Annotated in this window: 23 protein-coding genes; 6 read left to right on the top strand and 17 right to left on the bottom strand. The window is 48.2% G+C overall.

Features of this window, described 5'->3' with window-relative positions:
* Window positions 1–100 precede the first annotated feature (100 nt).
* The 4 genes from NYE54_RS14025 to NYE54_RS14010 form a co-directional block, all read right to left on the bottom strand.
* Entirely contained in the window at window positions 101–427 is a 327-nt protein-coding gene (locus NYE54_RS14025) for an AzlD domain-containing protein (RefSeq protein WP_098743408.1), read from the bottom strand.
* A complete protein-coding gene (locus tag NYE54_RS14020) occupies window positions 418–1,161 on the bottom strand; it encodes an AzlC family ABC transporter permease (RefSeq protein ID WP_339272512.1) in 744 nt (247 codons plus the stop codon). The genes NYE54_RS14025 and NYE54_RS14020 overlap by 10 nt, the downstream gene beginning before the upstream one ends.
* 161 nt (window positions 1,162–1,322) lie before the next feature.
* Entirely contained in the window at window positions 1,323–2,459 is a 1,137-nt protein-coding gene (locus NYE54_RS14015) for an alcohol dehydrogenase catalytic domain-containing protein (protein WP_339272510.1), read from the bottom strand.
* A gap of 114 nt (window positions 2,460–2,573) precedes the next feature.
* Complete coding sequence (locus tag NYE54_RS14010) at window positions 2,574–3,491, bottom strand: DMT family transporter (protein ID WP_339272508.1); 918 nt, start codon at window positions 3,489–3,491, stop codon at window positions 2,574–2,576.
* Window positions 3,492–3,569: 78 nt separating this feature from the next.
* On the opposite strand from NYE54_RS14010, the gene NYE54_RS14005 reads away from it, so the two are divergent.
* Window positions 3,570–4,922 carry a TrkH family potassium uptake protein gene (locus NYE54_RS14005; RefSeq protein WP_339272506.1) on the top strand — a complete coding sequence of 451 codons (1,353 nt, stop codon included), beginning with the start codon at window positions 3,570–3,572 and terminating at the stop codon, window positions 4,920–4,922.
* Window positions 4,923–5,037: 115 nt separating this feature from the next.
* Here the strand turns inward: NYE54_RS14005 and NYE54_RS14000 are convergent, their stop codons facing one another.
* Window positions 5,038–5,313, bottom strand: a complete 276-nt coding sequence (locus NYE54_RS14000) for a hypothetical protein (RefSeq protein WP_213644941.1) — start codon at window positions 5,311–5,313, stop codon at window positions 5,038–5,040.
* A 143-nt stretch (window positions 5,314–5,456) separates the two neighbouring features.
* Between NYE54_RS14000 and NYE54_RS13995 the strand changes: the two genes are divergently transcribed.
* From NYE54_RS13995 to NYE54_RS13980, 4 genes are all read left to right on the top strand, one after another.
* Window positions 5,457–6,689: an aminopeptidase gene (locus NYE54_RS13995; protein ID WP_339272504.1), complete on the top strand. Its 1,233-nt coding sequence runs from the start codon at window positions 5,457–5,459 to the stop codon at window positions 6,687–6,689.
* Between the two features lie 167 nt (window positions 6,690–6,856).
* The gene (locus NYE54_RS13990; RefSeq protein WP_339272502.1) at window positions 6,857–8,086 is read left to right on the top strand and encodes an aminopeptidase; all 1,230 of its coding nucleotides are present in this window, start codon (window positions 6,857–6,859) and stop codon (window positions 8,084–8,086) included.
* 382 nt (window positions 8,087–8,468) lie between these two features.
* Complete coding sequence (locus NYE54_RS13985) at window positions 8,469–9,059, top strand: sigma-70 family RNA polymerase sigma factor (RefSeq protein WP_098743387.1); 591 nt, start codon at window positions 8,469–8,471, stop codon at window positions 9,057–9,059.
* Window positions 9,037–9,849 (top strand): DUF4367 domain-containing protein, encoded by an 813-nt coding sequence (locus NYE54_RS13980; protein ID WP_339272499.1) that lies wholly within the window; start codon window positions 9,037–9,039, stop codon window positions 9,847–9,849. The genes NYE54_RS13985 and NYE54_RS13980 overlap by 23 nt, the downstream gene beginning before the upstream one ends.
* A gap of 279 nt (window positions 9,850–10,128) precedes the next feature.
* Here the strand turns inward: NYE54_RS13980 and NYE54_RS13975 are convergent, their stop codons facing one another.
* The 5 genes from NYE54_RS13975 to NYE54_RS13955 form a co-directional block, all read right to left on the bottom strand.
* Window positions 10,129–10,626: a hypothetical protein gene (locus NYE54_RS13975; RefSeq protein WP_339272497.1), complete on the bottom strand. Its 498-nt coding sequence runs from the start codon at window positions 10,624–10,626 to the stop codon at window positions 10,129–10,131.
* 162 nt (window positions 10,627–10,788) lie between these two features.
* Window positions 10,789–12,108 (bottom strand): hemolysin family protein, encoded by a 1,320-nt coding sequence (locus NYE54_RS13970; RefSeq protein ID WP_339272495.1) that lies wholly within the window; start codon window positions 12,106–12,108, stop codon window positions 10,789–10,791.
* 448 nt (window positions 12,109–12,556) lie between these two features.
* Window positions 12,557–12,988 carry a spore coat protein GerQ gene (gerQ, locus tag NYE54_RS13965; RefSeq protein WP_339272493.1) on the bottom strand — a complete coding sequence of 144 codons (432 nt, stop codon included), beginning with the start codon at window positions 12,986–12,988 and terminating at the stop codon, window positions 12,557–12,559.
* Window positions 12,989–13,043: 55 nt separating this feature from the next.
* Entirely contained in the window at window positions 13,044–13,466 is a 423-nt protein-coding gene (locus NYE54_RS13960; protein ID WP_215154880.1) for a cell wall hydrolase, read from the bottom strand.
* Between the two features lie 133 nt (window positions 13,467–13,599).
* Window positions 13,600–16,287, bottom strand: coding sequence for a glycoside hydrolase family 78 protein (locus NYE54_RS13955; protein WP_339272491.1), 2,688 nt, complete (start codon window positions 16,285–16,287; stop codon window positions 13,600–13,602).
* A 204-nt stretch (window positions 16,288–16,491) separates the two neighbouring features.
* Here NYE54_RS13955 and NYE54_RS13950 point away from each other — a divergent pair, with 204 nt between their 5' ends.
* Window positions 16,492–17,364 carry an AraC family transcriptional regulator gene (locus tag NYE54_RS13950; protein ID WP_339272489.1) on the top strand — a complete coding sequence of 291 codons (873 nt, stop codon included), beginning with the start codon at window positions 16,492–16,494 and terminating at the stop codon, window positions 17,362–17,364.
* A gap of 108 nt (window positions 17,365–17,472) precedes the next feature.
* On the opposite strand, the gene NYE54_RS13945 is transcribed toward NYE54_RS13950, so the two are convergent.
* The 7 genes from NYE54_RS13945 to NYE54_RS13915 all read right to left on the bottom strand — a co-directional run bounded on the left by NYE54_RS13945 (window position 17,473) and on the right by NYE54_RS13915 (window position 24,404).
* Window positions 17,473–17,670, bottom strand: a complete 198-nt coding sequence (locus tag NYE54_RS13945; protein ID WP_339272487.1) for a GNAT family N-acetyltransferase — start codon at window positions 17,668–17,670, stop codon at window positions 17,473–17,475.
* A gap of 117 nt (window positions 17,671–17,787) precedes the next feature.
* The gene (locus tag NYE54_RS13940) at window positions 17,788–18,876 is read right to left on the bottom strand and encodes a CopD family protein (RefSeq protein ID WP_339272485.1); all 1,089 of its coding nucleotides are present in this window, start codon (window positions 18,874–18,876) and stop codon (window positions 17,788–17,790) included.
* The gene (locus tag NYE54_RS13935; protein ID WP_339272483.1) at window positions 18,877–19,518 is read right to left on the bottom strand and encodes a copper resistance protein CopC; all 642 of its coding nucleotides are present in this window, start codon (window positions 19,516–19,518) and stop codon (window positions 18,877–18,879) included. It abuts the gene before it with no gap.
* 173 nt (window positions 19,519–19,691) lie between these two features.
* Window positions 19,692–20,819 (bottom strand): glycoside hydrolase family 88 protein, encoded by a 1,128-nt coding sequence (locus tag NYE54_RS13930; RefSeq protein WP_339272481.1) that lies wholly within the window; start codon window positions 20,817–20,819, stop codon window positions 19,692–19,694.
* A gap of 15 nt (window positions 20,820–20,834) precedes the next feature.
* Window positions 20,835–21,716: a carbohydrate ABC transporter permease gene (locus tag NYE54_RS13925; protein ID WP_339272479.1), complete on the bottom strand. Its 882-nt coding sequence runs from the start codon at window positions 21,714–21,716 to the stop codon at window positions 20,835–20,837.
* A gap of 14 nt (window positions 21,717–21,730) precedes the next feature.
* Complete coding sequence (locus NYE54_RS13920; protein WP_339272477.1) at window positions 21,731–22,690, bottom strand: ABC transporter permease subunit; 960 nt, start codon at window positions 22,688–22,690, stop codon at window positions 21,731–21,733.
* 82 nt (window positions 22,691–22,772) lie between these two features.
* Window positions 22,773–24,404: an ABC transporter substrate-binding protein gene (locus NYE54_RS13915; protein ID WP_339272475.1), complete on the bottom strand. Its 1,632-nt coding sequence runs from the start codon at window positions 24,402–24,404 to the stop codon at window positions 22,773–22,775.
* Between the last annotated feature and the right edge of the window lie 82 nt (window positions 24,405–24,486).

The following is a 24,486-nucleotide window of genomic DNA, read 5'->3' as shown; positions in this document are numbered from 1 at the left end:
TAGAAACAGCCATATTCCTCGTCATTCCAAGGAATATGGCTGTTTTTAATCGTTCCGGTTAGGGATACGAAAAACATCCCAAACATAGCGCTTCGTTTTGTCAGAAAAACAGGCGGAGTCCCACCAAAGTCAGGATCCCGACGATGACGGTGGCAAACAGGCTTTTCGTGAGAAAAGCGGTGAGGAATGCGGGCACGGCCGCAATCAATTCGAGTGTATGCCCACCTGGATCTACACGTCCATCCGATAGGAGCAGCTCCTGGGCTAGCAGAGCTCCCATGACGGCAATCGGCACATGATTGAGCCACCGGATCATCATCTCCGGAATGCGGAGCTTGCTCAGGATCATAAGCGGCAAAACCCTTGGAATGAGGGTTACGACAGCGCAACCGATAATCAGTATGGCGATATGCCATCTTATTTCCATTGTTCGATCACCATCCCTGCAGTAGCCGCAACCATAATTGCGACAATCACTGCCGCGCTTCCCGGCAGAATCGTACTGACTGCTACTACCGAAACGGCGGCAATCATAACCACCATGAAGTCAAGTTTATACTTCTTCCGGCTGATCCATTGCAAAGCCAGCAAACCGATAAACATCCCGGGCAATGCAAAATCCAGGCCAAACTTCTCCGGATCCGGAATCCACTCCCCAACTAGCCCCCCCGCTACGTTGGCTGCACACCAGAACAGATATGCCGTGATATTCAGGCCGACCATCCATTGATAGCCGAGTCTCTTCTGCTCGGTGGCCTTGGCTGCCGCAACACCAAATGTCTCGTCGGTTAACAGGGAGCCGATAAAGAAGCTTTTTCCTGAGGAAAGCCCTTTAAAATACGGGGCAATCGCGGCGCTTAACAGTAGATGCCTGGCATTAACAAAAAATATCGTAACAATGATCGATAGGATCGGGCTAGCAGCCGCTATCATCCCTGCAGCAATAAATTGCCCGGAGCCCGCATAGAGCAGCAGCGAAATGAGCGTAATTTCGAGCAGGCTGAAACCTGCGGTGCGCTCGACAACACCTGCCGCAAAACCGATGCTCAGGTAGCCCAGGAGGGTTGGAATACAATCTTTAAAGCCTTGAAGGTAGGTGTTTCCCTGGCTTCCTTGGTTTCCCTCTATACCTGCGGGAAGCCGTTCTGACTTGAAACTCATCTGTGTTCGATTCCTCTCTTACTCTACAATTCTATTTTTAATTACTATGAATTCTTCCTGCTGTCTTGTCAACGCTGTTACACCGTTTTTCCATCAAAAAAAGCGTCCCGGGATGCTCCTCATTCGCCAAGAACGCTTCTTCATTCGGTTTATTTAGCTGCTTAAGGCTTCAGGATGACTTTGATACAGCCATCCTTTCGTTCATTGAAGATATCGTAGCCATGGGCAGCCTTCTCCATCGGGAGCCGGTGTGTGATGATATCCGAAGGATCTATAGTCCCCTCTTTCAACATTTGATATAAATGCGGCATGTAATGAATGACGGGTGCCAGTCCCATTTTTAACGTAATATTGCGTTCGAACAGCTCTCCAAGCGGAAATGCATTATAAACAAGCCCATACACGCCGGTTAGCTGGATGGTCCCGTATTTACGCACCATACTCACAGCCATGCGGAAAGCACCCAATGAGCCTCCCTGCAGTCTCAACATGCTGCCCAGCATTTCAGAAGGGGTCCGTTTGGCGTCCAAACCAACACAATCAATGACAACATCTGCGCCGCCCTTGGTGATCTCTTGGATATAATGCTCGATTTCGGGGATTTTCTCAAAATTGTAGGTTTCCACAAGATTGCTCCGTTTCGCATGCGCCAGCCTGTAATCCACATGATCAATCGCAATCACCCGCTTCGCGCCTTTTAGCCAGGCAAACTTCTGCGTCAGCAATCCAATCGGACCGCACCCCAGAACAATCACGACATCGCCCGGTTTAACTCCTCCGTTCTCCACGCTCCAGATGGCTGTGGGCAGCGCATCGGAGAGCATGAGCAGCTTCTCATCTTCCATCTCGGCGTCCTCAGGAATAACAAAGGGCATGGTATTTCCATAAGGGACGCGTAACAGCTCTGCTTGGGCACCTTGAAAACCGCCGAACGCGTCACTATATCCAAAAAAACCGCCGGTATTCTTGGCTTCATTCGCATAATCGCATTGGCTCTCCATGTGATTCTGGCAGAAGAGGCATTTTCCGCAAGATATGATAAAAGGAATAATTACACAGTCACCCACTTTGACCCTGCTTACTTCCGGACCTGCATCCACAACGATTCCCAAAGGCTCATGGCCGATAATGTAATCATCGGTCAGCTGTTGTAATCCACCGTTATATAAATGCAAATCCGATCCGCAGATGGCCGTGGTGGTGACCCGGATCAGGACATCCTCGCTGTGCTGAAGAACGGCGTCCTTCATCTCCTTCACTTGGATCCGATGTCTGCCTTGATAAGTGACTGCTTTCACGCACGAAACCCCTTTTCAAGTCAATATCCATTTTTGTAATGATTTGACTTTTTTAGGATCAGTGTACGCTAATTCAATCATTACTACTCGGCCAGGGCAAAAATAAAGCGAAGTTTACCCCAGCGCTTCGGGTTGAATGTCTACCGGCTGCTTTTTTGATTTCCCGACTTTTAAGAATAATACCAGCCCTAACAGCACAAGCGCTCCCCCTGCCGCCTGCAGGGAATTCATCGACTCATTCAATAGGAGAAAAGCCAGTACACTCGCTCCAACCGGCTCTCCGAGAACGCTCATTGATACGGTTGAGGCTGTGGCATACTTCATCAACCAGTTAAATAACAAATGGCCGAATACCGTTGGCACGACAGCCAGTAAGGCAAATATCCCCCACTCTCGTCCGGAATACCCCGTCATCGGAATGTTCATGCCCACGTTATACACCGCCAGTACGGACGCTGCTACCGCAAAGACAAGCCAGCTGTATAGGAATGATGGCAGACGGCGCAGCAGCAATTGACCCAGCAGCATATGGACGGCGACCGCAGCCGTCCCCAGCAAAGACATGATATCACCTGTCAAATGACCCTTGCTCCCACTAAGCCCACTGCTTCCAATGAGAAGAAAGACACCGAGGAAGGCGATGGCCATGCCTCCGATTGCCGCCAGCGATGTTTTCTCCTTAAACCAAAAGTAAGCACCCATCATCACGAATACCGGCTGAAGAGCAAGGATAATCGTGGAGCTGGCTACGCTCGTCCACTTCAAGGAGCCCATCCATAACAAAAAATGCAGAGCCAGCATCGCTCCGGATAGAAGGAGCAGCAGCAGATCTGTTCGCTTCAGCGATTTGATATCCGGCACATATTTTCCCGCGAAGGGCAGCATGATCAGGAACGTGATCACTAGTCTGTACATCGCTTGAATGGATACGGGGCTGCTGGACCATTTTACGAAAATCGAGGAAAAAGAAATAGCTATGATGCCGATAAATAGAGGAATAAATACGGGAATCGGTGCTCGGTTCGAATTCATGATGGTTAAATGATTCACCTTTCGTGTTATATTAGAGAATGATTTTAAAATTATAACATTCGGAAAAGGATAATTGGCATGAAAAAGAAAGACCTTCGCAACCAAATGACCCCTCCCAAATTTCTGGCGATCGGCTTTGCCTCGATTACACTGATCGGGACATTCCTGCTTAAACTTCCCATCGCTACGGCAGACGGGAGTTCTACCTCGATTGTAGATGCTCTATTCACAGCGGTTTCCGCCATCAGTGTAACGGGTTTAACCGTTGTGGATACAGGGACTCATTGGTCCATGTTTGGACAAATTGTTATGCTCATGCTCGTTCAGCTTGGCGGATTGGGCTTTATGACCTCAGCCACCTGGATTGCATTGATGTTCAATCGCAGAATCTCGCTTCGCGAGCGCATGATCCTTCAGGCAGCGATGGGACAATACCAAATTCAAGGGATTGTGGATCTCATCCGCAGAGTGCTCATATACGCTCTGATCATTGAGGGGGCAGGCGCCTTGCTGTTGACGCTCAGGTTCTCCGCCATTATGCCGCTTTCCGATGCGGCTTACTTTGGCATATTCCAAAGCATCTCCATATTCAACAATGCAGGCTTCGATCTCTTTGGCCAAATTCACGGACCTTTCTCAGGGTTTGCAACCTATGTAGCGGATCCTTTTGTCAATATCGTCGTGATGTTCTTAATCTTCCTTGGGGGAATCGGCTTCATCGTCATCTTTGATCTTATTGAATATCCGAAATGCAGGAAACTGTCGCTTCACTCCAAGGTTGTATTGACCGTGACTTCACTGTTAATCGTAATCGGGGCTGTCATGATCTTTATTCTGGAGCACGGCAATCCCAAAACACTAGGGCCGCTCTCATACCCGGTAAAAATCATGGCTTCCCTATTCCAATCGATCACTCCGCGTTCCGGTGGCGTCAGCACCTTGGACATCGCAAGTCTGGAGCAATCCTCCCAATTCTTCATGATTCTCCTGATGTTCATCGGGGCAGCACCCGGATCGACTGGTGGCGGCATTAAGGTGACCACCTTCGCCGTGCTCATTGGTGCTGTCGTTACGATGATCCAGGGAAAACGTGATGTTGTTCTTTATCGCAATCGAATCTCCCAAGCCCTGGTTTACCGTTCCATTACGCTGACGATTTTATCGTTGCTGCTACTGGTAGGAGCTTCCATGTTTCTGTCTGTTACGGAATCTGGCGAATTCTTAAGAATTCTGTTCGAGGCCGTATCCGCGTTCGGTACAGCCGGGTTATCCATGGGACTTACAACCGAGCTGTCCGGGGTTGGCAAGATCACCATCGCCCTGCTCATGTTCCTTGGCCGGTTAGGTCCGCTAACCCTTGCTTACGCGCTTAGTCGTAAGAATAATAAAGAACTGTTCCGCCATCCGGAAGGCCGAATTACGATAGGGTAGGTTGTTCATATCCGCTGAAAGCTTATAAATTCTTTAATCTTAAACAAACCGTACCCTTCCCTTCCATGGGAGGTGTACGGTTTGTTTTCATTGGTATCCATTTCTGATTCGTCTTTTATTCGCCGAACTCGCTGGCATCAATGGCTGCATCCAGCAAATCATCAAACAGCTCGTTGTCGGCTTCAATCCGCTCGTCAATCTGAAGAAACTGCTCTTCGATTCCTGGCTCGCCTGCAAAGTTCAGGCTATAGTCCCAGTCCCGGCCATTCTTGCTCAGGAATGTGATCTCGTAGGCTGATGCATGTCCATTTATAGAAAATACGGTATATCCTACGAACTGATCGCTATCATCCCGCTTCATATCCGCACGCTCGATTCGGACTTCTGACACGTTTCCACGCTCCTTCATTACGTTGTAAAGCACTCACAAGACTCAGTATATCACTTTTCTTGGCAGCTGATTATTGTTTTTCTTATGCGGCTTGATCTAGTATAATATGGGTTGTTAAATTAAATTGCATTGGAGGGTACCAAATGTCCGATTTCAATACATACTTGGACAAATATGCCGAGTTGGCTGTAAAGGTTGGAGTTAACATACAGGAAGGACAAACTTTAGTGGTTCATGCTCCTGTTGATTCCGCAGAGTTCACTCGCTTGATTGCCAAAAAGGCATACGAAGCGGGTGCCCGCCTGGTTAAGATCCTGTGGACCGACGAAACGATAACAAGACTTCAATTTGAAAAGGCTGCGGATGACGTCTTTACCGAAGCCCCAAAATGGTATGCCGGCGAAATGACGGAATTGGTGGAGAACGGCGCAGCCATTCTGCATGTGCTTGCCGAAAATCCCGATTTGCTCAGCGGCATTGATTCCGAGCGTATCGGAAACTTCTACAAAGCGCGCGGCGAGGCATTGAAGCAATACCGTGCCTATCAGCAGTCCGACAAGTTTAGCTGGTGCCTGATCGCAGTTCCTTCGGCATCTTGGGCTGCCAAGGTATTCCCGGATGCGCCGGAGTCCGAGCAGGTTAGCAAACTGTGGGATGCCATTTTCCACACTGTGCGCGTGGACCAGGATAACCCGGTGGAAGCCTGGAACAAGCACCTCAAAGTGCTTGAAGCGAAATCCTCCGTGCTGAACGCTAAGAAATACAAGAAACTCCACTATATCGCACCGGGAACCGATCTTACCATCGAGCTGCCGGAAGGCCATATTTGGGCCCAAGGCGACAGCATTAACGAGCGAGGACATTCCTTTGTGGCGAACATGCCAACAGAAGAAGTATTTACCGCTCCTCTCAAAACAGGCGTCAACGGAACCGTGCACAGTACGAAGCCATTGAGTTATGCCGGTAACATCGTGAACAATTTCTCCCTTACTTTTGAAGAAGGTAAAGTGGTCAGCTTCACGGCAGAGCAAGGTTATGAGACCCTTGAGCGTCTCCTGAACATGGATGAAGGTGCCCGTTACCTTGGTGAAGTGGCGCTTGTGCCGCATCAATCACCGATCTCGGAGTCAAACATCCTGTATTACAATACATTGTTTGACGAGAATGCTTCCAACCACCTAGCACTCGGCAGCGCATATGCTTTCTGCTTAGAAGGCGGAAAAGATATGAATCAGGAGCAATTAATTCAAAACGGTCTTAATACGAGCGTAACCCATGTCGATTTCATGATCGGCTCCGGCGAAATGGATATTTACGGAGTGACGGCAGATGGCAAGGAAGAACCGGTGTTCCTGAAAGGAAACTGGGCATTTTAAGAAACGATACAGAATAAGCAGCTATTTCTTAGGAAGTAGCTGCTTTCTTTGAAATTTTGCGGCCATTAATTGACCTGAGGTTGATTTACAAACAGAAAAATTGTGGGATAATTAAGAAATCGCATCAAATTACTTATAGTTAGCATAAAAGAAATGGAGGGTCTGTCATGTCCAGCTTTGAACAAAAATTGGAACGCTATGCGGAGCTTGCAGTCAAGGTGGGTGCCAATGTGCAGCCGGGACAAACGCTGGTTGTTAACGCAATGATCGATGCCGCGCCGCTAGTACGTCTTATCGTGAAAAAAGCTTATGAAACGGGCGCCAAGCAAGTTAAGGTGAATTACAGTGATGAGGTTGTGAACCGCATACGGTATGATCTGGCACCAGACGAAGCTTTTCTGGAGCCGCCGACATATTATGCGGAGGAAGTGACCGAGCTTGCCGAGCAAGGAGCTGCTTTCTTGACAATTCTCTCTTCGAACCCAGACCTGCTTAAAGGCGTGGATCCCGAGCGTATTTCCAATTACCAGCGTACATATGGCGCAGCCATGGCGAAATACCGGCAGTATCAGCAAGCCGATAAAATGAGCTGGACCGGCATTGCCTACGCTTCCCCTGATTGGGCTGCCAAGGTGTTCCCTGACGTTCCGGCCGAGCAGCAGGTGGACAAAATGTGGGACGCGATTTTCCACGCCGTTCGCGCGGATCTCGAAGATCCCATTGGTGCATGGGAGGAGCATATCACGACCCTCCAGCACAAATCGGATGAGCTCAATGCCAAGAAGTATCATAAGCTCCGCTTCACTTCACCGGGTACGGATCTTACGATCGAGCTTCCGGAGGGGCATATTTGGGCCCAGGCGGGCAGCCACAACGAGAAAGGTGAGCGGTTCGTTGCCAACATTCCGACGGAGGAAGTATTCACCGCTCCGCTCAAAACCGGCGTGAACGGCACGGTACGCAGCACGAAGCCTTTGAGCTACGGCGGCAACATCATCGACAATTTCTCGATTACGTTCGAGAAGGGTCGCATCGTTGATTTCTCCGCGGAACAAGGCGAGGATACCTTAACCCGCCTGATCTCCATGGATGAAGGCTCGCATTATCTTGGCGAAGTTGCGCTTGTGCCTTATCGCTCTCCGATCTCGGAAAGCGGCATCTTGTATTACAACACGCTGTTTGACGAAAATGCCTCCTGTCACCTGGCCATCGGCAGCGCGTATGCCTTTAACCTTGAAGGCGGCAAGACCATGACGTCCGAACAGCTTCAAGCAAGCGGTCTGAACACCAGCATTACCCACGTCGACTTCATGATGGGCTCCAAAGAGCTTAATATTACCGGTATCACTCATGATGGTACGGAGGAGCCTGTATTCATCGACGGGAATTGGGCTTAATCCGCTACAATTCCGCTATGTGCACGACAAGCACATCGTAATGAGATCGGAACTATACTACAGAGCAGCCCTTTAAACAAAGGCTGCTCTGTTTTTTTATCATAATGGACTTTCTACGCCCTTCCTGATACAACTTCAACCCCATTTCGATTAATACCGATAGGTTACCGAGCATATGATGAAGAGATGGACGCATGGCTATGACTTGCCATTTTAACTCATAAGCTAAGCGCTTCAAACACATGACTTCATAAGGATAGACCCATTTTCCGGAAACAGTCTTCAGAGCTGGCTGTTATTAGAATTAATAGGGCTTTTTTACCCGATATGTTGTAAAATGATGAAAGAAATAGGATGGTTACACCAGAGAGGGGATTATCGCGTGTCCAACCGATTACAGCTCCTCCTTGCAGCAGATTTCGCTGATCTGAGCGAACCTATTCAGGAAGAAATCTATTATGAATTTTATGACCTCGTTTATGGACAGATACTGTATGTCGTACGGGATCATGCTGCTGTTGAGGATATCATTCAGGAGTCCTTTATAAAAGTGATCACAAGTAAGCCGAATTTTGAAACGGAAAGCAAGATGCGGGGATGGCTCCGAGTCGTCGCCAAAAACTCAACCATGAATTATTTAAGAAAAAATAAAAAATACCGTAACCAAGTGGATGTTGAGAGTGTTTTTATTAATGAAGAGGACGTGGCAGTTTCTTCCACAAACGTGGAACATCAGGTGGAGTCGAATATGCTGGAGGAATCCATCGAGCATTACCTCGACCAATTGAAGCCTGAATACAAGCTATTGATTGAGTACCGTTGGAAACATAGTCTGACGTACAGGGAAATCGCGGAGCTGCTGAATACTCGTGAAGAGATCGTGAAGCAGCGCTTGTTTCGAGCCAGAGAATCCGTAAAAAAAATGCTGTATAGAGAGTGGGGTGAATTGGATGAGCAACGAAAAATACGATGATTGGTTTGACGAGGCCTTTGACGAAGCCTTTGATCGTGCAGCATCACGTTCCTCACTCCCTACTGACAACGAGTCCAAACGACAATCTTGGCAGCAGGTCAAGTTACAAATCAATCAGGCTAACAAAAAGAAACAGCGTCGACGCAGATTTCAGTTAGCCGGAGTCATCGCCGCATCGATGGCCTTTGGTGCGTTGATATTCTCTCCATCCTCTGTAACTCAAGCGGTAACACCGGTTTATCAGGAGATCAAGGATTGGGGAAATGGTGTGGTTACTCAAATATTCGGCATGCGAGAGCCTGTTGATGAGGGCAAGGCATTAACTGCTCCCCCACCGGAACAAGGAATAGAGCCAGAAGAGCATGTACCGCCAGCTGAATTAGTGGACACCGAATATGTTCCTTTCACAGATACCGATGAATCTCTGACAGAGTCACAAAAACGTGCCGTATTTAAAATACCAAAAATCAATTATCTTCCGGAAGATTACAAATTCCATGAGGCTACCGCATTAACAAAGGATGAAAATGCAGATTTTGACGAGCTTCATCTTCAATATAAAAATTCGGACGATAAGTTTTTCTATATTGATCTCATCGGGATGCAACTTGGCAAAATGATTAATCTCAATGGAGATATCAAGAAGACGATTGTTCTTGAATCCGGAGCGAAAGCCTATTTAACCGAGAATAACCTGCGCTTCTTATACGATAATGATCAAGTGGTTGTATCCATTAGCGGCTTCTTCACGGAAGAAGAATTCATTAAAATCGCAAACAGCATACAATGATTTTTAGATGATCTAAAAAAAGAACCGGCTGCCCCCAAAGTATATGGTTTCTTTGAAAAACAGCCTGGATTTTCACTCATGCACCGTAAAAAGGTCGAAGACAGGCTCAAATTGAGGGCTGTTCTTCGACCTTTTTATTTTATGATTGTCCACATGAGCAGATGATAAGCCATCGATGGGTGAGACGATTCTTCACGGAGCGTCTTTCAACGAAAAAAAGAAAATGCCCCGCAAGATCTATGATCTTTTGGGACATTCCTTCATAAATCCGTATTCGAATTATAGCTCCACTAAAACCGAATTCGTGTGATAAGTCCCTTCTTCATATGTACCGCTCTCATTGACCCAGTGAATCGTCTTAGCTCGATAATAATAACCCGCCTGCACATTGAAAGTTTTGCTTCCGCTCAGCGAGGCCTTATTCGTTCCGTTGTCGTATGAAGCTCCCGCATCAACCCAAGCAGAGCCCGTCCAGCGTTGAAGAACATAATTGATTCCCAGAGAATCAACAGCTTGAGAAGCACTGGTAGTACCGCTTATGCCTACTTGAGTACTGCTTACTTTCCCAATTGAAGAAAAATAATTCATCAAATATTTATTGGCTAAAATATTGATAGAAGAATTCAGATTCAATTCCACTGGAGGCGGAGTTGTTAAAGCACCGGGTGCAATGTCTGCAGCGGAATCCGCGTATGCCCCTCCCGCTAGAGATAAACTTAATAGAACACTGACTGCAAGCGCTGAAGCTATACGTTTAGGACTGCGTACTTTTGACATCATATCACCTTTCTTTCAATATATTAGGAACATCCATATTTTAACACATGATTTCGACATAAAAGTATCTAATTTTTCACAGTTTGATATAATTATTGAAACCTCTTTGCAAATAAAAAGAAGTAGCGGCATAATATGTCGCTACTTCTTCTAATATCCAGTTTACGCGCCTGCTTCTTCCTGAATCAGCTGCTGCTGCTGCCTGATCAGACGAATCCGCGAGATCCGTTTATTCTCGGTCTCCTCAATCAAAAAGCGATAATCCTCATACATGACAGATTGACCTTTGTGTGGGAGCAGCACCTCAAGACGTGAGGACAGCCATCCACCGATAGTATCATAGTCTTCTGTATCCACGTTCAGACCAAATTGGTCATTAATTTCATCGATCAGTATCAATCCATCAATGGAGTATTCATCCTCCCCCACCTTTTCAATGCCCGGGCGCTCTTCGTCAAACTCATCTTGAATTTCACCGACGATTTCTTCCATAATGTCCTCCAGGGTTACGAGTCCTGAAGTCCCGCCGTATTCATCAATAAGAATGGCAATTTGCGTCTTGCTCCGCTGCATTCTTCGCAGCAGATCACTGATCTTGATCGACTCAGGAACAGCAATGATCGGGCGAATCAAGGAAAGCTGGTCATGAACGAATCCGCGCATCAGATCTTTAATGTGAATAAAGCCAATGATATGATCCTTGTCTTCGTCACAGATTGGATAACGGGTTCGCATCCCCTCGCTTGCGATCTTCAGATTTTCTTCCAATGAAAGATTGTTGTATAAGCAGATCATTTCTGTTCTGGGGATCATAATCTCCCTTGCCGTCGTATCGGCAAATTCAAAAATGTTGTCTACCAATACCATATCCGTGCTATCCATCAGGCCGCTCTCACTGCTCTCTTTCATCATATCCCGCAGTTCTTCCTCGGTATGAACATTCCGCTCAACCACCGGTTGCATCCGGAATAGGCGGAGAACGTTATTGGAGAGCCCATTGGCAAACCAGATAAACGGGAACATGATGGTGTAAAATACCCGCAGTGGACCTGCTGATAACAGCGTTATTTGTTCCGCTTTACGAACAGCCACCGTCTTAGGCGCCAATGCACCAAATACAATGTGCATGAGTGCAATCAAGATGAAGGCTAATACCAAGGACATGGCATGAACAGCTGTATTGCTCCAGCCAATGCCATTAAACCAAGGCGTAATCATGGCGGATATCGTTCTCTCGCCGATCCATCCGAGTCCAATGGACACGATGGTAATACCTAACTGGCATGCGGATATATATCCGTCCAGGTTCTTCAGTATGTTCTGCGCAAATTTTGCACGTCTATGTCCTTCTTCGACCAGAGCGTCAATGCGGCTGCTTTTCACTTTAACGAAAGCTAATTCAGCCGATACAAAAAATCCATTTAACAGGACGAGAATCAATACCAAGGTTAAACTTATCAAACTCGGTAAGGGGTCACTCAATCGATCTCCTACCCGCCATACAGCATACTATGACGAATAGGAACACCTCCTTCGGTTATTAAAAATGTGTGGTGCCATCAAGCATAACAACGTGTTCGGACTACGCATCAACTTCCCAATGGTCTCATCTCCTTATCTTATTCCGACTTCATCAAGCTATATAAGTAATTATATAGTACTACGATACACAGTCAAACGTTGTCTTATGACATTAATCAGCGTTGTTATAAGCTTTAATTTGATTCTCAGCCGTTAGCACTCGTTTTTCGATGAATTGATATATTCTATGAATAAACATTCAAAATGTTAATAGAATTCGATGTTTTTACGCACCTTTGTGGAAAAAAAACGCACGGAATTGAATATTTTCCATCTAAAACATAATGAAATAACCCCCGTCTACGCCTAAGTAAACGAAGGTTATTATGCATATGCTGGCTGCTAGAAGTTATCTTCCAGTCGGAGGCGGGTTGCCGATAACACCCGGATATTGATAATGAAGCGGCTCGTCGAACACGACATAATCCAGGTTTACCATCAGCAGGATGATACGGCGTCCTGTCGACCGTTCGCTGATAATGATATGATCGCGTCCAGCGGCTTCGACCACGCCTGTGAACACCTTGGCATTCCATTGCGAATTGTTTTCATATGTCATGTAGAAGGTTCCCTGTTTGCCCAGGTTCAGTCGAAGAATATTCTCAACGTAAGATTGTTCGAATTGCGGGGCCGGAACAACGGTGCCTCCTGGAGTCATTGGGCTTCCGCTAGGCACTTGCGGTGGAACGTTTGCCGTATAACCAGCCGTCCCGCGGCTCGGCACTCCCGGATAACGGACTCCATTCATGAAGTTCACAGGCGGCACACCTTGATTGTACATAAGTAATTTCCTCCTTTAATTTATAACTCCCGCCTAAGCGGTTGTATAACATGAATCAAAAAACAGTCGGGCAATCGGCATATGTCGGGGTGAAGAAGCAGTGTGCTTTGAATCGGCCTGTGTTCTGCTGATTGTACCAGGTAGCCGGGCAATCCCCTGCCGGGCGGAAAAACCAAAGAGCATTGCTCGCCGGCCATATGCGCTCCCCATTGATCACTCTTTGGGCAAGCTGACGATCCCGATCCCTGGCCCGTTGATAAAAATAGCCTTTCTGTGTTGCCTCAAAACCACCCGGGCTCTGGAACACCATATCATTCATATTGCGGATGTTTCGGAAATCCAGGCAGTTGCCCAGTATCCGATTCACGCCGACATTCCCGACCATGAGCATGCCCTGCTCGCCTTCACCTTCTGCCTCTGCGCGGATCAATCTTGCCAGAAGATCCACATCACTCGAATTCGTTTTGATGACTGCCACAGAGTTCCCCTCGCTTCCTTAAGATCACTTTGTATTTGTATGTGCATTCGCCCATAAATGTGACTATATGAGAAGAAAAAAAGTTCCTTACCGCAACTCAGCACGGTAAGGAACCTCAGCTCCCTGCTTCTATTCATGACTTCACAGCATGATCGGAATAAACATATCTGAACGCATACTCTCCTGAGCCCGCTTGAATCACAACACCCGTTTCCCCACCACATGCAGATTGAATCCCGCGCGCTTGGCCTACAGGTATCCCCTCTCCTTCTGTAATGCTTGATGCATTAAAAACACCTGGCAGACGGATTTCCGCCGTTGTATTTGGCGGGATGGATACCTCCAGTTGAAACGCTCCACCACTTTCCATTCTCCAACTTGACCGGACGGTTCCGTACAGCGTATCGATTTTGCCTTCAGCCCACGTCAATTCTTCGCCCGGCACAGGCGCAATCACAATATGTTTATAACCCGGCGCTTCCTCTACGGTCTGGATACCTGCAACCGTACGATACAGCCACTCGCCAATGGCTCCGTATGCATAATGATTAAACGAATTCATGTCACGGCTCCAGAAGCTGCCGTCTTCCTTAATACCGTCCCAATGCTCCCATATCGTGGTAGCGCCTTTCGTAACCGGATACAGCCAAGATGGATAGTCCCGTTGCAGCAGCAGCTTATATGCCGCGTCATGCATGCCATGCTGGCTTAATACATGGTTCATATAGGGTGTGCCCACAAAGCCTGTCGTTAGATGAAATCTACTCTCCTCCAGCAGCGAATAGAGACGTTTCGCTGCCCGTTTTTCTGCCTCTTCATCCAGCAACCCAAACATAAGGGCAAGCACATGCGCGGTCTGCGTCGAAGCCGCTAGCCTTCCCGACGGGGTCACAAATTCATTACGAAATGCAGCAACAACCTTTTCTTTAAGTTCAGTATACAGGGCAGCATCTTTTTCTTGTCCCAATACGACGGCTGTTTTCTTAAGCAGCTCTACCGAATAACAATAGAACGCCGACGCTATTAAATCCCGTTCCGTAGCACCCACGTAGTCGCCTGATTTTGCATCCAGCCCCAGCCAATCGCCGAAATGGAAACCGGTATTCCACAAATACTCATTCTCTCCTTGAGCCTGAATGTACGAGACCCAGCTCTTCATGCTCCTATATTGACGCTCCAATATCCGTCGATCGCCATAATTGACATATACCGTCCACGGGCATATGACTGCCGCATCTCCCCATGCGGCCGAAGCATATGCTTCATCGCCAAGCACATGCGGGACAACGAATGGAACGGCTCCGTCATCGCGCTGTTCTGCAGCCAGATCCGATAACCATTTTGTGAAGAAAGGTGCCACATTGGCAAGATAGGCCGCCGTACCAATAAACATCTGTGCATCACCGGTCCAGCCAAGCCGCTCATCACGCTGCGGGCAATCCGTGGGCACATCCAGGAAATTCCCCTTGAGTCCCCACCGAATGTTGCTCTGCAATTGATTCACCATGGGTTCCGAGCATTGGAATGTTCCGGTCTCTTCAAAATCCGAATGAAGCACAACCGCTTCGAAAGCCCCCGGGTCCAGCTGCTCCTCCGTGAAACCGTCTAAACGGACATATCGGAAGCCTTGGAATGTAAAATGAGGCTCATAGATTTCTTTCCCGCCGCCTTTTAACGTGTACTGAATCGTTTGTTTAGCGGTTCTGAGGTTCTCCGTATAAAAGTTACCATCGGAATCCAGTATCTCCGCATGCTGCAGCGTCACCATGGTGCCCTTCGCACCGGACACGCTAAATCGGACCCAGCCCACCAAATTCTGTCCGAAGTCGATGACGGTTTCACCTTTTGGTGTGGTCCGACATTCAACGGGCCGCACCGTTTGAACGGCTCTCACGGGCTCGTTAATCTGAGGCTTCAGTTTCTCGTAACCGTGATCGATCAACTCGACATCATACCAATCATTTGCCTTATAATCTCCTGAACTGAACCCTTCCAGCTCCAACCGGGCATCATAGGTTTCACCATGGTAGAGTTCCGACATCTGGATCGGGCCTTTGGCCGACTGCCAGCTTGAATCAGTTGCAATTACTTCTTCGCTCCCGTCTGCATACGTAATATGCAGCTCCAGCAGAAGCGCTAAACACTCTCCATAGATCGCTCTCCGATCCTCCCACCCCAATTGTCCCTTGTACCAGCCATTTCCGAGCCAAGCGCCGATCGCGTTTTGGCCTGAATGCAGCATCTCCGTCACATCATAGGTCTGTGTCTGAATCGTATGATCGTAACTCGTCCAGCCGGGCGTGAAATAACCATCTCCCACTCGCTGTCCGTTCAGCTCCAGTTCATAAAGCCCTAAGGCCGAGGCGTATATTCTTGCCTTCGCAATGGGGGACTTTAAGCTGAAGCTCTTGCGAAGCAGCGGTAGATGAGCAGAGTCAGCAGGCAGCAAAGACCTAGGTGCTGAAATCCATTTCCCTGCCCATTTCTCCCCTTGCAGTTTCCCCGTCTCCCAATAGGCTGCATCCGACCATTCCGATAGTTTCCCGGCTTGATTCCATGCGCGGACTCGATAAGTATAGCGCTTACAAGACGATACATTCCATTCGCTTAATTCCACATGAACCGATTGCGTTGAAGCCACTTTCCCTGAGGTCCAAAGGGGCTTGGCAAAGGTATCATCATTCGAAACCTCAATCTCATAGGCCGTTTGACTGACTGCTCTTTCGTCCGAGACCAACTTCCAACAAAAACGCGGGTGCTTCTCGCCGATTCCTATCGGATTATGCTGATACTCACATCGTAGATCCGTTACGCTGAACATAGAACATTCCTCCGTTCACCTTCATTAAGGGTTAACTCAACAATCAAGTTTTATAGGTCGCAATCCGGGATATGTGCTTCCCTAACCGTGTCTATTTCAACTATTATTATAAGTGAACCTGAACGTGGAATTATGGGGAAAACGGACAATTCGATGTGGCATAACAGACATCTATCCTACGATTAATGATAAGGAGCATGTACGATGAAACGACCGATGGAAACCTATCACGGAGATACCTTTTTCCAGGACGACACCTTGATGTATGTGAATCGCAACGTGGAGAATTTTACAGGCTCTTACCATAACCATGATTTTCTGGAGATTGCTTATATTGCGGAGGGTGAAGGCTTTCACCACCTGGAGAACTCGGTACAGCGCGTACGCAAAGGTCAAATGTTCTATATACCACTCGGAATGCCTCACGTATTTAGACCCACCGCTGCAAACGGGAAACCGCTCATTGTGAACAATTGCATATTCTCCGTACAGCTGCTGCCCAAACTGATTGCTTTTGCATCAGGTTCGGATACGGCAGCCTTTTTGAAACGTATGGAAGATGGATCCCTTGGGTACCACGCGATTATGGACCGTCATGATCGCTTTGAGAGGCTCTTTTGCTCCCTTTATGAGCAAAATGCCAGGCCAGGCAGCGGTTCTGCCATTTATCTGCACACGCTGCTGCTACAGCTGATCATAGAGTTCAACCGGGCCATTGAACTTTCACAACCCATGACATCAGAGCCTCAACACTACTCCTTTCATGATGTTCTTCAATACGTGGAGGGGCAGTACATGCAAGAGCTCACTTTGACGCAGCTTGCACAGATCAGCGGATTCAGCGAACGCCACCTGCAGCGGTTATTCCGCCGGTATACAGGCCAGAGCTGGCATCACTATCTGCAGACCGTACGCATTCGAATGAGCCGCGAGCTGCTGCGCACCACCCCCGACAAAATCAGTACAATTGCCGAGAAGGTCGGTTATAAGGACATGCATTCTTTCCATTCGGTGTTTAAGAGAAATACAGGGCTCACGCCTGGTCAATACCGGAGCGATGTTCAGCATCCTGAGTAAAGCGATCAGATATTCCAGCAAATAAAGAAAGCATGATGATCCTGATGTAAGCTAGGGTCAACATGCTTAAGATGGATAAAATCCATAATTTCACAGTCGTGCATCATTTTACTCCAGCTCTTTCTCCAGAAACACTTCATCCTCCCGCTTATAACCCGATTTCTCATAAACTCCAATGGCCGCATGATTATCATGACCCGTAAGCACCTTTACGGTCTTAACCCCACGCGCAATCAATTGTTCTTCCAGGAAAGCGATCAGCAAGCCCGCCAGCCCCTGCCTTCTCGCCCGCTCCTGAATATACATTTCCGTAATCTCACCGATCAGCTCCCGGTAACAGAAGGATTGAAAAGACCGGGCACTTTCAACAATAAAAAAGATCCCGCTGCATAAACAGCAAGGACCTTGTTAACTTCCAAAATATTAAACAGCGGTAACCGAGAACATCAGGCCGCAATAGATCAACACAACTGCGCCTAAGCCGCTTAACAGTCCGACGGCAGCTGCCCGGTTTCTGCGAAATACGTTCACGACATTCCACAGAAGAGCAAGGCCGAGACACAGACTAAGAATTCCTATCCAGCTCCACGTAAATGCCAGTTCACCAATCGTAAACCCGGGATGGAACCAAACAAAGGTTGCAGCAGGACCATAGGAGGCCAATGTATCGATTACCTCATGCGGAGCCGGCTGCTGGTTCATATATCCGGTGACGATATAGATCAACCAGATCAGAATTCCTTCACTTCGTGCCCATGCCGCTGGACGATAACCGGAATCCCGGCGCAGCTTGCGCTTTACGAGATAACCATTAACAAAGGCAAACACCAATAGCGGCAGAATAAGAATATGCTTAACCAGCAGAGCTTGCCCATAGGACAGCGTCCAGCTGTTTATGGGCTCCGGCGTCACCGCCGTCATCAGGAACAGACCCGATCCGATCACAACGATGACGCAGGTGACCGCTAATGGATGAAACCATCTGAGAAACGCGCTCCAGCGCTCCTGATCCGCGCTGAACCATCCTGTAAGCAGCAACGTCCCCGTCCATATCGCCATCGCGGTGAAATGGCCGAAGAAGGCAAGCTGCCCAACGCCATCGAACAGGGATGCCGCATGGTTAAACGAGGACATGGCCACCGCAATGCCCAGCAAGGCAATAGGCATAAGCCAGCGTAATACAGAACCGGGTTTCCGGCGGACGATCATGGTCAGAATCGCCAATAGGATCGAGAGAACCAGAATCCAGGCGTAACGCTCGCCCTCACTGAACTTGAACATGATGCTGTTAAAGGACTTCCAGAACCCGATATCATCCTTGAAAAACATGATGATTTGCAGCAGCGGCACAAATCCGAATACGATGATGGCTGCTGCTGCCACTGGACCAAGCCAGGCCGGAACTGAAATTTCCGGCTTATATGCTTTCGGTACGAGGGACAATACCGTGATGCCTGCCAGCATGGCGTAGGCTAGATATAGAAACGGCTCACCTAACCAATAGTAAGACATTTATTTTTTCTTCCGTGATGCTCTAATTCCAAAGTATCCTGCAACAACCGCTACAATCACGATGACGACGATCCACACGGTTGACCCACTGCCTGCCGATTGTTCGGTATCGGTAGCAGAAGTGTTGTCTGCCTGCTGATTCTGGTCAGCCGTCTGATCCGTGTTGTCCGAAGCGGTGTTATCTGCTGGTGCTGTTTCATCCTGTGTATTTCCTGTATCCGCAGGCGTTTCTTCAGTACCTGCTGGTGTCTCCGGGGTAACTTCCGCTTCCGGGGCATCTACCTCGAAGGCGTATGTTCCATCCACGGGATGTCCATCGCCGCCCACGATTTTCCATTCGACCGTATAGGAGCCGGATGGAAGCGGTGCAGCCAGTGTGCCCAGCATGGTATTCTGGTTGATCTTGACCTCCGCTACTTCAACCGATTCGCCTTGCGCATTTTTAATCTTGAGCGTGCTCAAGTTTTCATCGATATTTTCATTAAATGACAGGCTTACTTCCTGCACGCTTTCCGTCAGCTTGGCATCTGCCGCGGGCGTACTGGTTTCCAGCTTGGAATGGGCCCACGTTGCAGTCGGGAACACCAGTATTAGCAGCAGACCCAAGGTCAGCAAGATTGAAGCTTTCACATGTTTCAACACACATATCTCCTCCAAACCATTTATCTCAAATTTGAATCTTCCTCATCATAACAAAGACATTCTGACAATGCTAATGAGTATATTGTGAACAATGATCCTCTGATATTTTACACAAAAAAGGGAGTGCCGCATAGCGCACGGCATCCCCAATATGTTGCACAGATTCAATTATACTAACCTCTCTCATACCAATAGCCAGGTATCCCTTTGGTCAGTCGCAGCAAGGCTTCGAGGTAATAGTAATCGCCCCATATCATATAATCATCAGGCCCCGCACCGCCTCTGACGTAATAGGAACCATGCTTAATCAAGCCTTCCTCACTCGCCTCACCAATGGTAGAATATCGGTTTACGAGAGATATCATCGACTTCTGAACAGCTTCTGTCAATAGCCCTTTATTGTCATCTTCTCCGTCCAGGTGCTCCAATATCTCCAGCATGCCGCACGCCGCAATGGCGGAAGCGGAGCTATCGCGAGGTGTTCCCTCTTCAATCGGAACGTCAAAATCCCAATACGCAACATGATCCTCTGGCAGGTATTCGATAAAGAAACGGGCAGCACGTAAAGCCGTATCCAAATATTTCGGATCACGGGTATAGCGGTATGAGAGCGCAAATCCGTAGATGGCCCATGCCTGGCCGCGCGTCCATGTTGAGCCGTCATGATATCCTTGATGCGTTCCTCCTCGGATGGGCGTTCCATCTGTCGGATTGAAGTAAAAGGTATGATACGACGAATCATCCCCCCGCATTAAGTAGCGTCGACTCTTATCCGCGTGTGCCACGGCCACGCGCTTGTATCGCTCATCCCCGGTCTGATCATAGGCCCAGTAGAGAAGCGGTATGTTCATCATGCAATCGATGATAATGCGACCGCCGTTCTTCTCGTCGCCCTTCCGGCCCCAGGCCTGAATATACTGTCCCTCTTCCCGCCAGCGCAGCATCAGATGATCCGCAGCTTTCAAAGCGAGCTGCTTGCCATCTTCATGTTCATCCACAATCCACGCTGCCAAGGCAGAGGGCAGATACAGAAATCCGATGTCGTGATGATCCAGATGTCGCTTCTCCTCAAGACGCAGCTTGTAATCCTGCAATTGGGCTATTGCTGTTTCCTTAAACAGCGGGTCCTTCGTATATTCATAGCACAGCCAGATCATTCCGGTATAGAATCCTTCAATCCAGTCATTGCTTTCTCCCCACTCGTAACGCTTCTCTTCCGTAATATGAGGAAACTTCATCGGGAATTGTTCAATATTCCTCTTTGTTTTTTCTACCGCATCCATAATGGCTTGCTCCCACATGAGTCAACTACCTCCTTATTCTTTAATGGCTCCGATCATGACGCCTTTCACAAAATATTTCTGCAAAAATGGATATAGAAACAAAATCGGCAGCGTAGCCACCATAATCGTTGCATACTTAATCGTCTCGCCAACCGGCATCCGGTCTCCCCCGCCTACCGAGGTCATCATGCTGCTGGTATCGTTCTGGATCAGAATCTCGCGCAGGATCAGCTGCAGCGGAAACAGGTCCCGATCCCTTAAATAGATGAGGGCATCAAACCATTTATTCCAGTGCCATACCCCGTAAAAGAGCACCATCACCGCAATGACCGGCAGCGATAGCGGGATAATGATCCGGAACAGAATAGTCCAGTCGCTGGCCCCGTCGATCCGTGCGGATTCCTCGAGCGCATCCGGTACGCCTTGAAATGCCGTTCGCATAATAATCAAGTTCCATGTTGTCATGGCGCTTGGAATAATCAAAGCCCAGTACGTATCAATCAGACCCATATTTTTCACAAGCAGGTATTTCGGAATGAGCCCCCCGTCGAAAAACATCGTCATTACGATCAGCATCATAATGGTACTCTTCCACATCACGTTTTTCCTGGATAAGCCATAGGCTCCGAGAGCCGTCATCAGAATGTTCAGCGTCGTGCCGACCACCACATAAAATATCGTGTTCATGTAACTACGGATGATATTGGGGTTCTCAAATACCATTCGATAAGAATCCAGCGAGAAGCCCTTGGGCCACAGCAGGATACCCCGGTGCTGAACGAATTCGGCCGGTGTACTGATCGAAGCAAACAATACATATAGGAAAGGGTATAACGTGACGATCGATAGCAAGCACAAGAGAATGACATTCGCAGAATCAAACAGGACTTCACTGATAGATTTTGAAGTTCGCATGAGATGCCCCCTTTCTACCACAGCTTCGTGTCGGTAAACCGCTTGCTGAGATAATTGGCTCCAATGAGCAGCATAAAGTTAATTAGGGAATTAAACATGCCGACAGCAGCACTATAGCTGTAACTCGCTTCCAGTATCCCCTTGCGGTAGACATAGGTACCGATAACATCCGCCGTCTCATAGATAACCGGATTGTACATGATCAGGATCTTCTCATCCTGCAGCGCCATAAAGGAACCAATCCGCAAGATGAGCAGTATGATGACCGTTGGCAGGATGCCGGGCAGAGTAATCTGAAGCATCTGCTTCCAGCGGCCGGCACCGTCCACTTTAGCCGCTTCATAAAGGGATGGATCGATATTGGAAATGGCCGCGAGGTAAATGATAGATCCCCATCCAATCCCTTGCCAGATGGCAGATGAGGTATATATGGTGCGGAACCATTCCGGCAGCCGCATGAACGAAATCGGTTTTCCGCCGAAGTAGGTGATGATGTGATTGATCAAACCATCTACCGACAAAAAATCCACCAGCATCCCGACAACCACGACAACGGATATGAAATGGGGAATATACGTAATGGATTGGACCGTCCGCTTAAATATGCGATGCCGAACCTCGTTCAGCATTAACGCCAGCACAATCGAGGCGGGAAAAACAAATATGAGATCGTACGCTCCCAGGATGATGGTATTGGAAACCACCCGCTCAAAGAAAAATCCGTTAAAGAAATCGCTGAAGTGTTGAAATCCAACCCACGGGCTATTCCATATGCCGAGCCCTGCCGAGAAGTTTTTGAACGCAATTTGCAGGCCATATAAAGGTCCGTAGTGAAACACGGCATAAAACGCTACCACCGGCAGCAGCATCAGGTAGATTGTGGAATTTCGGCGAAAGTCCTTCGCAACTCTTGTGCTGAAGCTCTCTGGCTTGCTCTGTATCATAACGTGGTTTGTCTCTTCCTTAAGCTGCACCCTATGCCCTCCTCTGACAAAAAAATCATTCACAGTTAGAGGGAGAATCCTGAAGTCTTCTCCCTCTTCATGCACCTACAACTTAACGGCTGTTGAACCGGTCCAGCGCAGCTTGCTGAATCTGGAGCGCTTCCTCAATGCCCATACCTTGAACCGTTTGGACAAATTGATCAAACCCGCTAATCGGCTCCACGCCCATAATGAATTTGTTGACCATCTCTTCGTAGTAGGTATTAATATCGTTCATGATCGAGGCATAACGCGTGCTTTCCTCAGCCGTTGGTGAAATAATCGGCATCAAACGGTCATTCTCCGCCTTCATCCATGTCTCAATGGCAGCTTTTTGCTGGGGAAGCGCGGAATACTGCTCGATGTAACGGCGATCCTGGACAAAAGGTCCCGAATAACTGGCCAGATTGTATTTCGACAACGCTTGGGTGATCGATAGGCCATCCGGATTTTTCATCACTTCATCTGTGTAAGTCGGGTATCCATCCTTCATATCGTAGCTGACTCCCTCGACCCCAAAATTAAACAGCATATGCCCTTCTTCACCGTATTTATAATCAAGCCATTTCACCGTCTCCGCTGGAAACTTGTTCGCTTTTGTAATGGCCGCGCCAAATCCGTTGAATGGCGAATCCTTCTGTCCAAGGATTGGAGTGTCTCCCTTTTTCAATACAACATTCGGAGCACCTACCAGATCTACGTTCGGATTGCTTTTTAGCATGAGCTCAGAATAACGGCCGAGGCTGCTGCCCATGTAACCGGAGAAGGCACCCACTTGATTGTTGGTCACTTTGGCGTCTTTTAGCGTAGCGTCCGTTGCCGCGTAATCCTGATCAATGAGACCTTCGGCGTACCATTTGCTCATCGTCTCCAAATATGATTTGAATTCCGGTTGGATCGGACCATACTTCACCTTCCCGTCCACCTGATAAAAACCAGTCGTAATCCCCCACGCACCGACAAACGCATGATTGATTGCCGTCATATCCATATCAAGCAGGAGCGGGATTTCATCCGCCTGCCCGTTCCCATTGGGATCCTTGGTTTTGAATGCCTTTAATACTTCATACCATTCATCTATCGTCTCCGGCACGGATAACTTAAGCTGATCAAGCCAATCCTGGCGGATAATGAGGCCGTTAAACGTCAGCAAATACTCGTCCCCGCGGATAAACGGAAATACGTAAATGTTGCCTCCGTCTGTCGTGATCAGCTTTTTGTATTCCGGATGCTCGTTCAACAATTTCGATACATTTGGAGCATGCTCTTCAATCAGCTCATTCAGGCGAATAATCGAACCGTCCGAAATTGCTTTATCCGGTCCTCCTGATACGTTAGCCCATCCGTACTCCACAACATCCGGCAAATTGCCTGACGAGACCATGATATTGAAGGCGTCTGCCTCTTGACCGGCCGGTGGATGCTGGAACTTCACTTTGGTGCCCGTCGTTTTCTCCAATTCCTGATATGCAGCAATTCCGTTCATATCCTGCATTGTTGCTGAAGCGTTTCCATTTAGCGATACCCAATAGGTAAGCTGCCCAGGATATCCCGTTTCACCGCTAGCAGCCACGCCTGTTCCTTCCTTACCTTTTTCGCCGGCAGGCTTCTCGGCCCCCGAGCCTTTTCCGCTGCATCCGGCAATCATAGCCACAATCAGCATAAAAATCGCAAGTCTCGCAACACGTTTCCGGTTTGTTTTCAATTCACGACGCCTCCCTTTTTTCCTAAAGAATGATCATCCGAAGATAAGACCAGGCTTAGAAGATTCCAACCAGCCCTGCCCC

The sequence above is a fragment of the Paenibacillus sp. FSL K6-1330 genome (assembly GCF_037976825.1).
Classification (GTDB): Bacteria; Bacillota; Bacilli; order Paenibacillales; family Paenibacillaceae; genus Paenibacillus_AQ.
The sequence above is the reverse complement of the archived record's forward strand: the minus strand, read 5'-3'. Positions and strand labels throughout refer to the sequence as shown.

Bases quoted from the DNA above. Each gene is read 5' to 3' on its own strand.
- NYE54_RS13945 (WP_339272487.1), bottom strand. From the start codon at position 17,670: ATGTATATTCAGGAGCGGGCGAGAAGGCAGGGGCTGGCGGGCTTGCTG.
- NYE54_RS13950 (WP_339272489.1), top strand. From the start codon at position 16,492: ATGAAACGACCGATGGAAACCTATCACGGAGATACCTTTTTCCAGGAC.
- NYE54_RS13995 (WP_339272504.1), top strand. From the start codon at position 5,457: ATGTCCGATTTCAATACATACTTGGACAAATATGCCGAGTTGGCTGTA.
- NYE54_RS13980 (WP_339272499.1), top strand. From the start codon at position 9,037: ATGAGCAACGAAAAATACGATGATTGGTTTGACGAGGCCTTTGACGAA.
- NYE54_RS13925 (WP_339272479.1), bottom strand. From the start codon at position 21,716: ATGCGAACTTCAAAATCTATCAGTGAAGTCCTGTTTGATTCTGCGAAT.
- NYE54_RS14025 (WP_098743408.1), bottom strand. From the start codon at position 427: ATGGAAATAAGATGGCATATCGCCATACTGATTATCGGTTGCGCTGTC.
- NYE54_RS14005 (WP_339272506.1), top strand. From the start codon at position 3,570: ATGAAAAAGAAAGACCTTCGCAACCAAATGACCCCTCCCAAATTTCTG.
- NYE54_RS14020 (WP_339272512.1), bottom strand. From the start codon at position 1,161: ATGAGTTTCAAGTCAGAACGGCTTCCCGCAGGTATAGAGGGAAACCAA.
- NYE54_RS13930 (WP_339272481.1), bottom strand. From the start codon at position 20,819: ATGTGGGAGCAAGCCATTATGGATGCGGTAGAAAAAACAAAGAGGAAT.
- gerQ (WP_339272493.1), bottom strand. From the start codon at position 12,988: ATGTACAATCAAGGTGTGCCGCCTGTGAACTTCATGAATGGAGTCCGT.
- NYE54_RS13955 (WP_339272491.1), bottom strand. From the start codon at position 16,287: ATGTTCAGCGTAACGGATCTACGATGTGAGTATCAGCATAATCCGATA.
- NYE54_RS13975 (WP_339272497.1), bottom strand. From the start codon at position 10,626: ATGTCAAAAGTACGCAGTCCTAAACGTATAGCTTCAGCGCTTGCAGTC.
- NYE54_RS14010 (WP_339272508.1), bottom strand. From the start codon at position 3,491: ATGAATTCGAACCGAGCACCGATTCCCGTATTTATTCCTCTATTTATC.
- NYE54_RS13990 (WP_339272502.1), top strand. From the start codon at position 6,857: ATGTCCAGCTTTGAACAAAAATTGGAACGCTATGCGGAGCTTGCAGTC.
- NYE54_RS13940 (WP_339272485.1), bottom strand. From the start codon at position 18,876: ATGTCTTACTATTGGTTAGGTGAGCCGTTTCTATATCTAGCCTACGCC.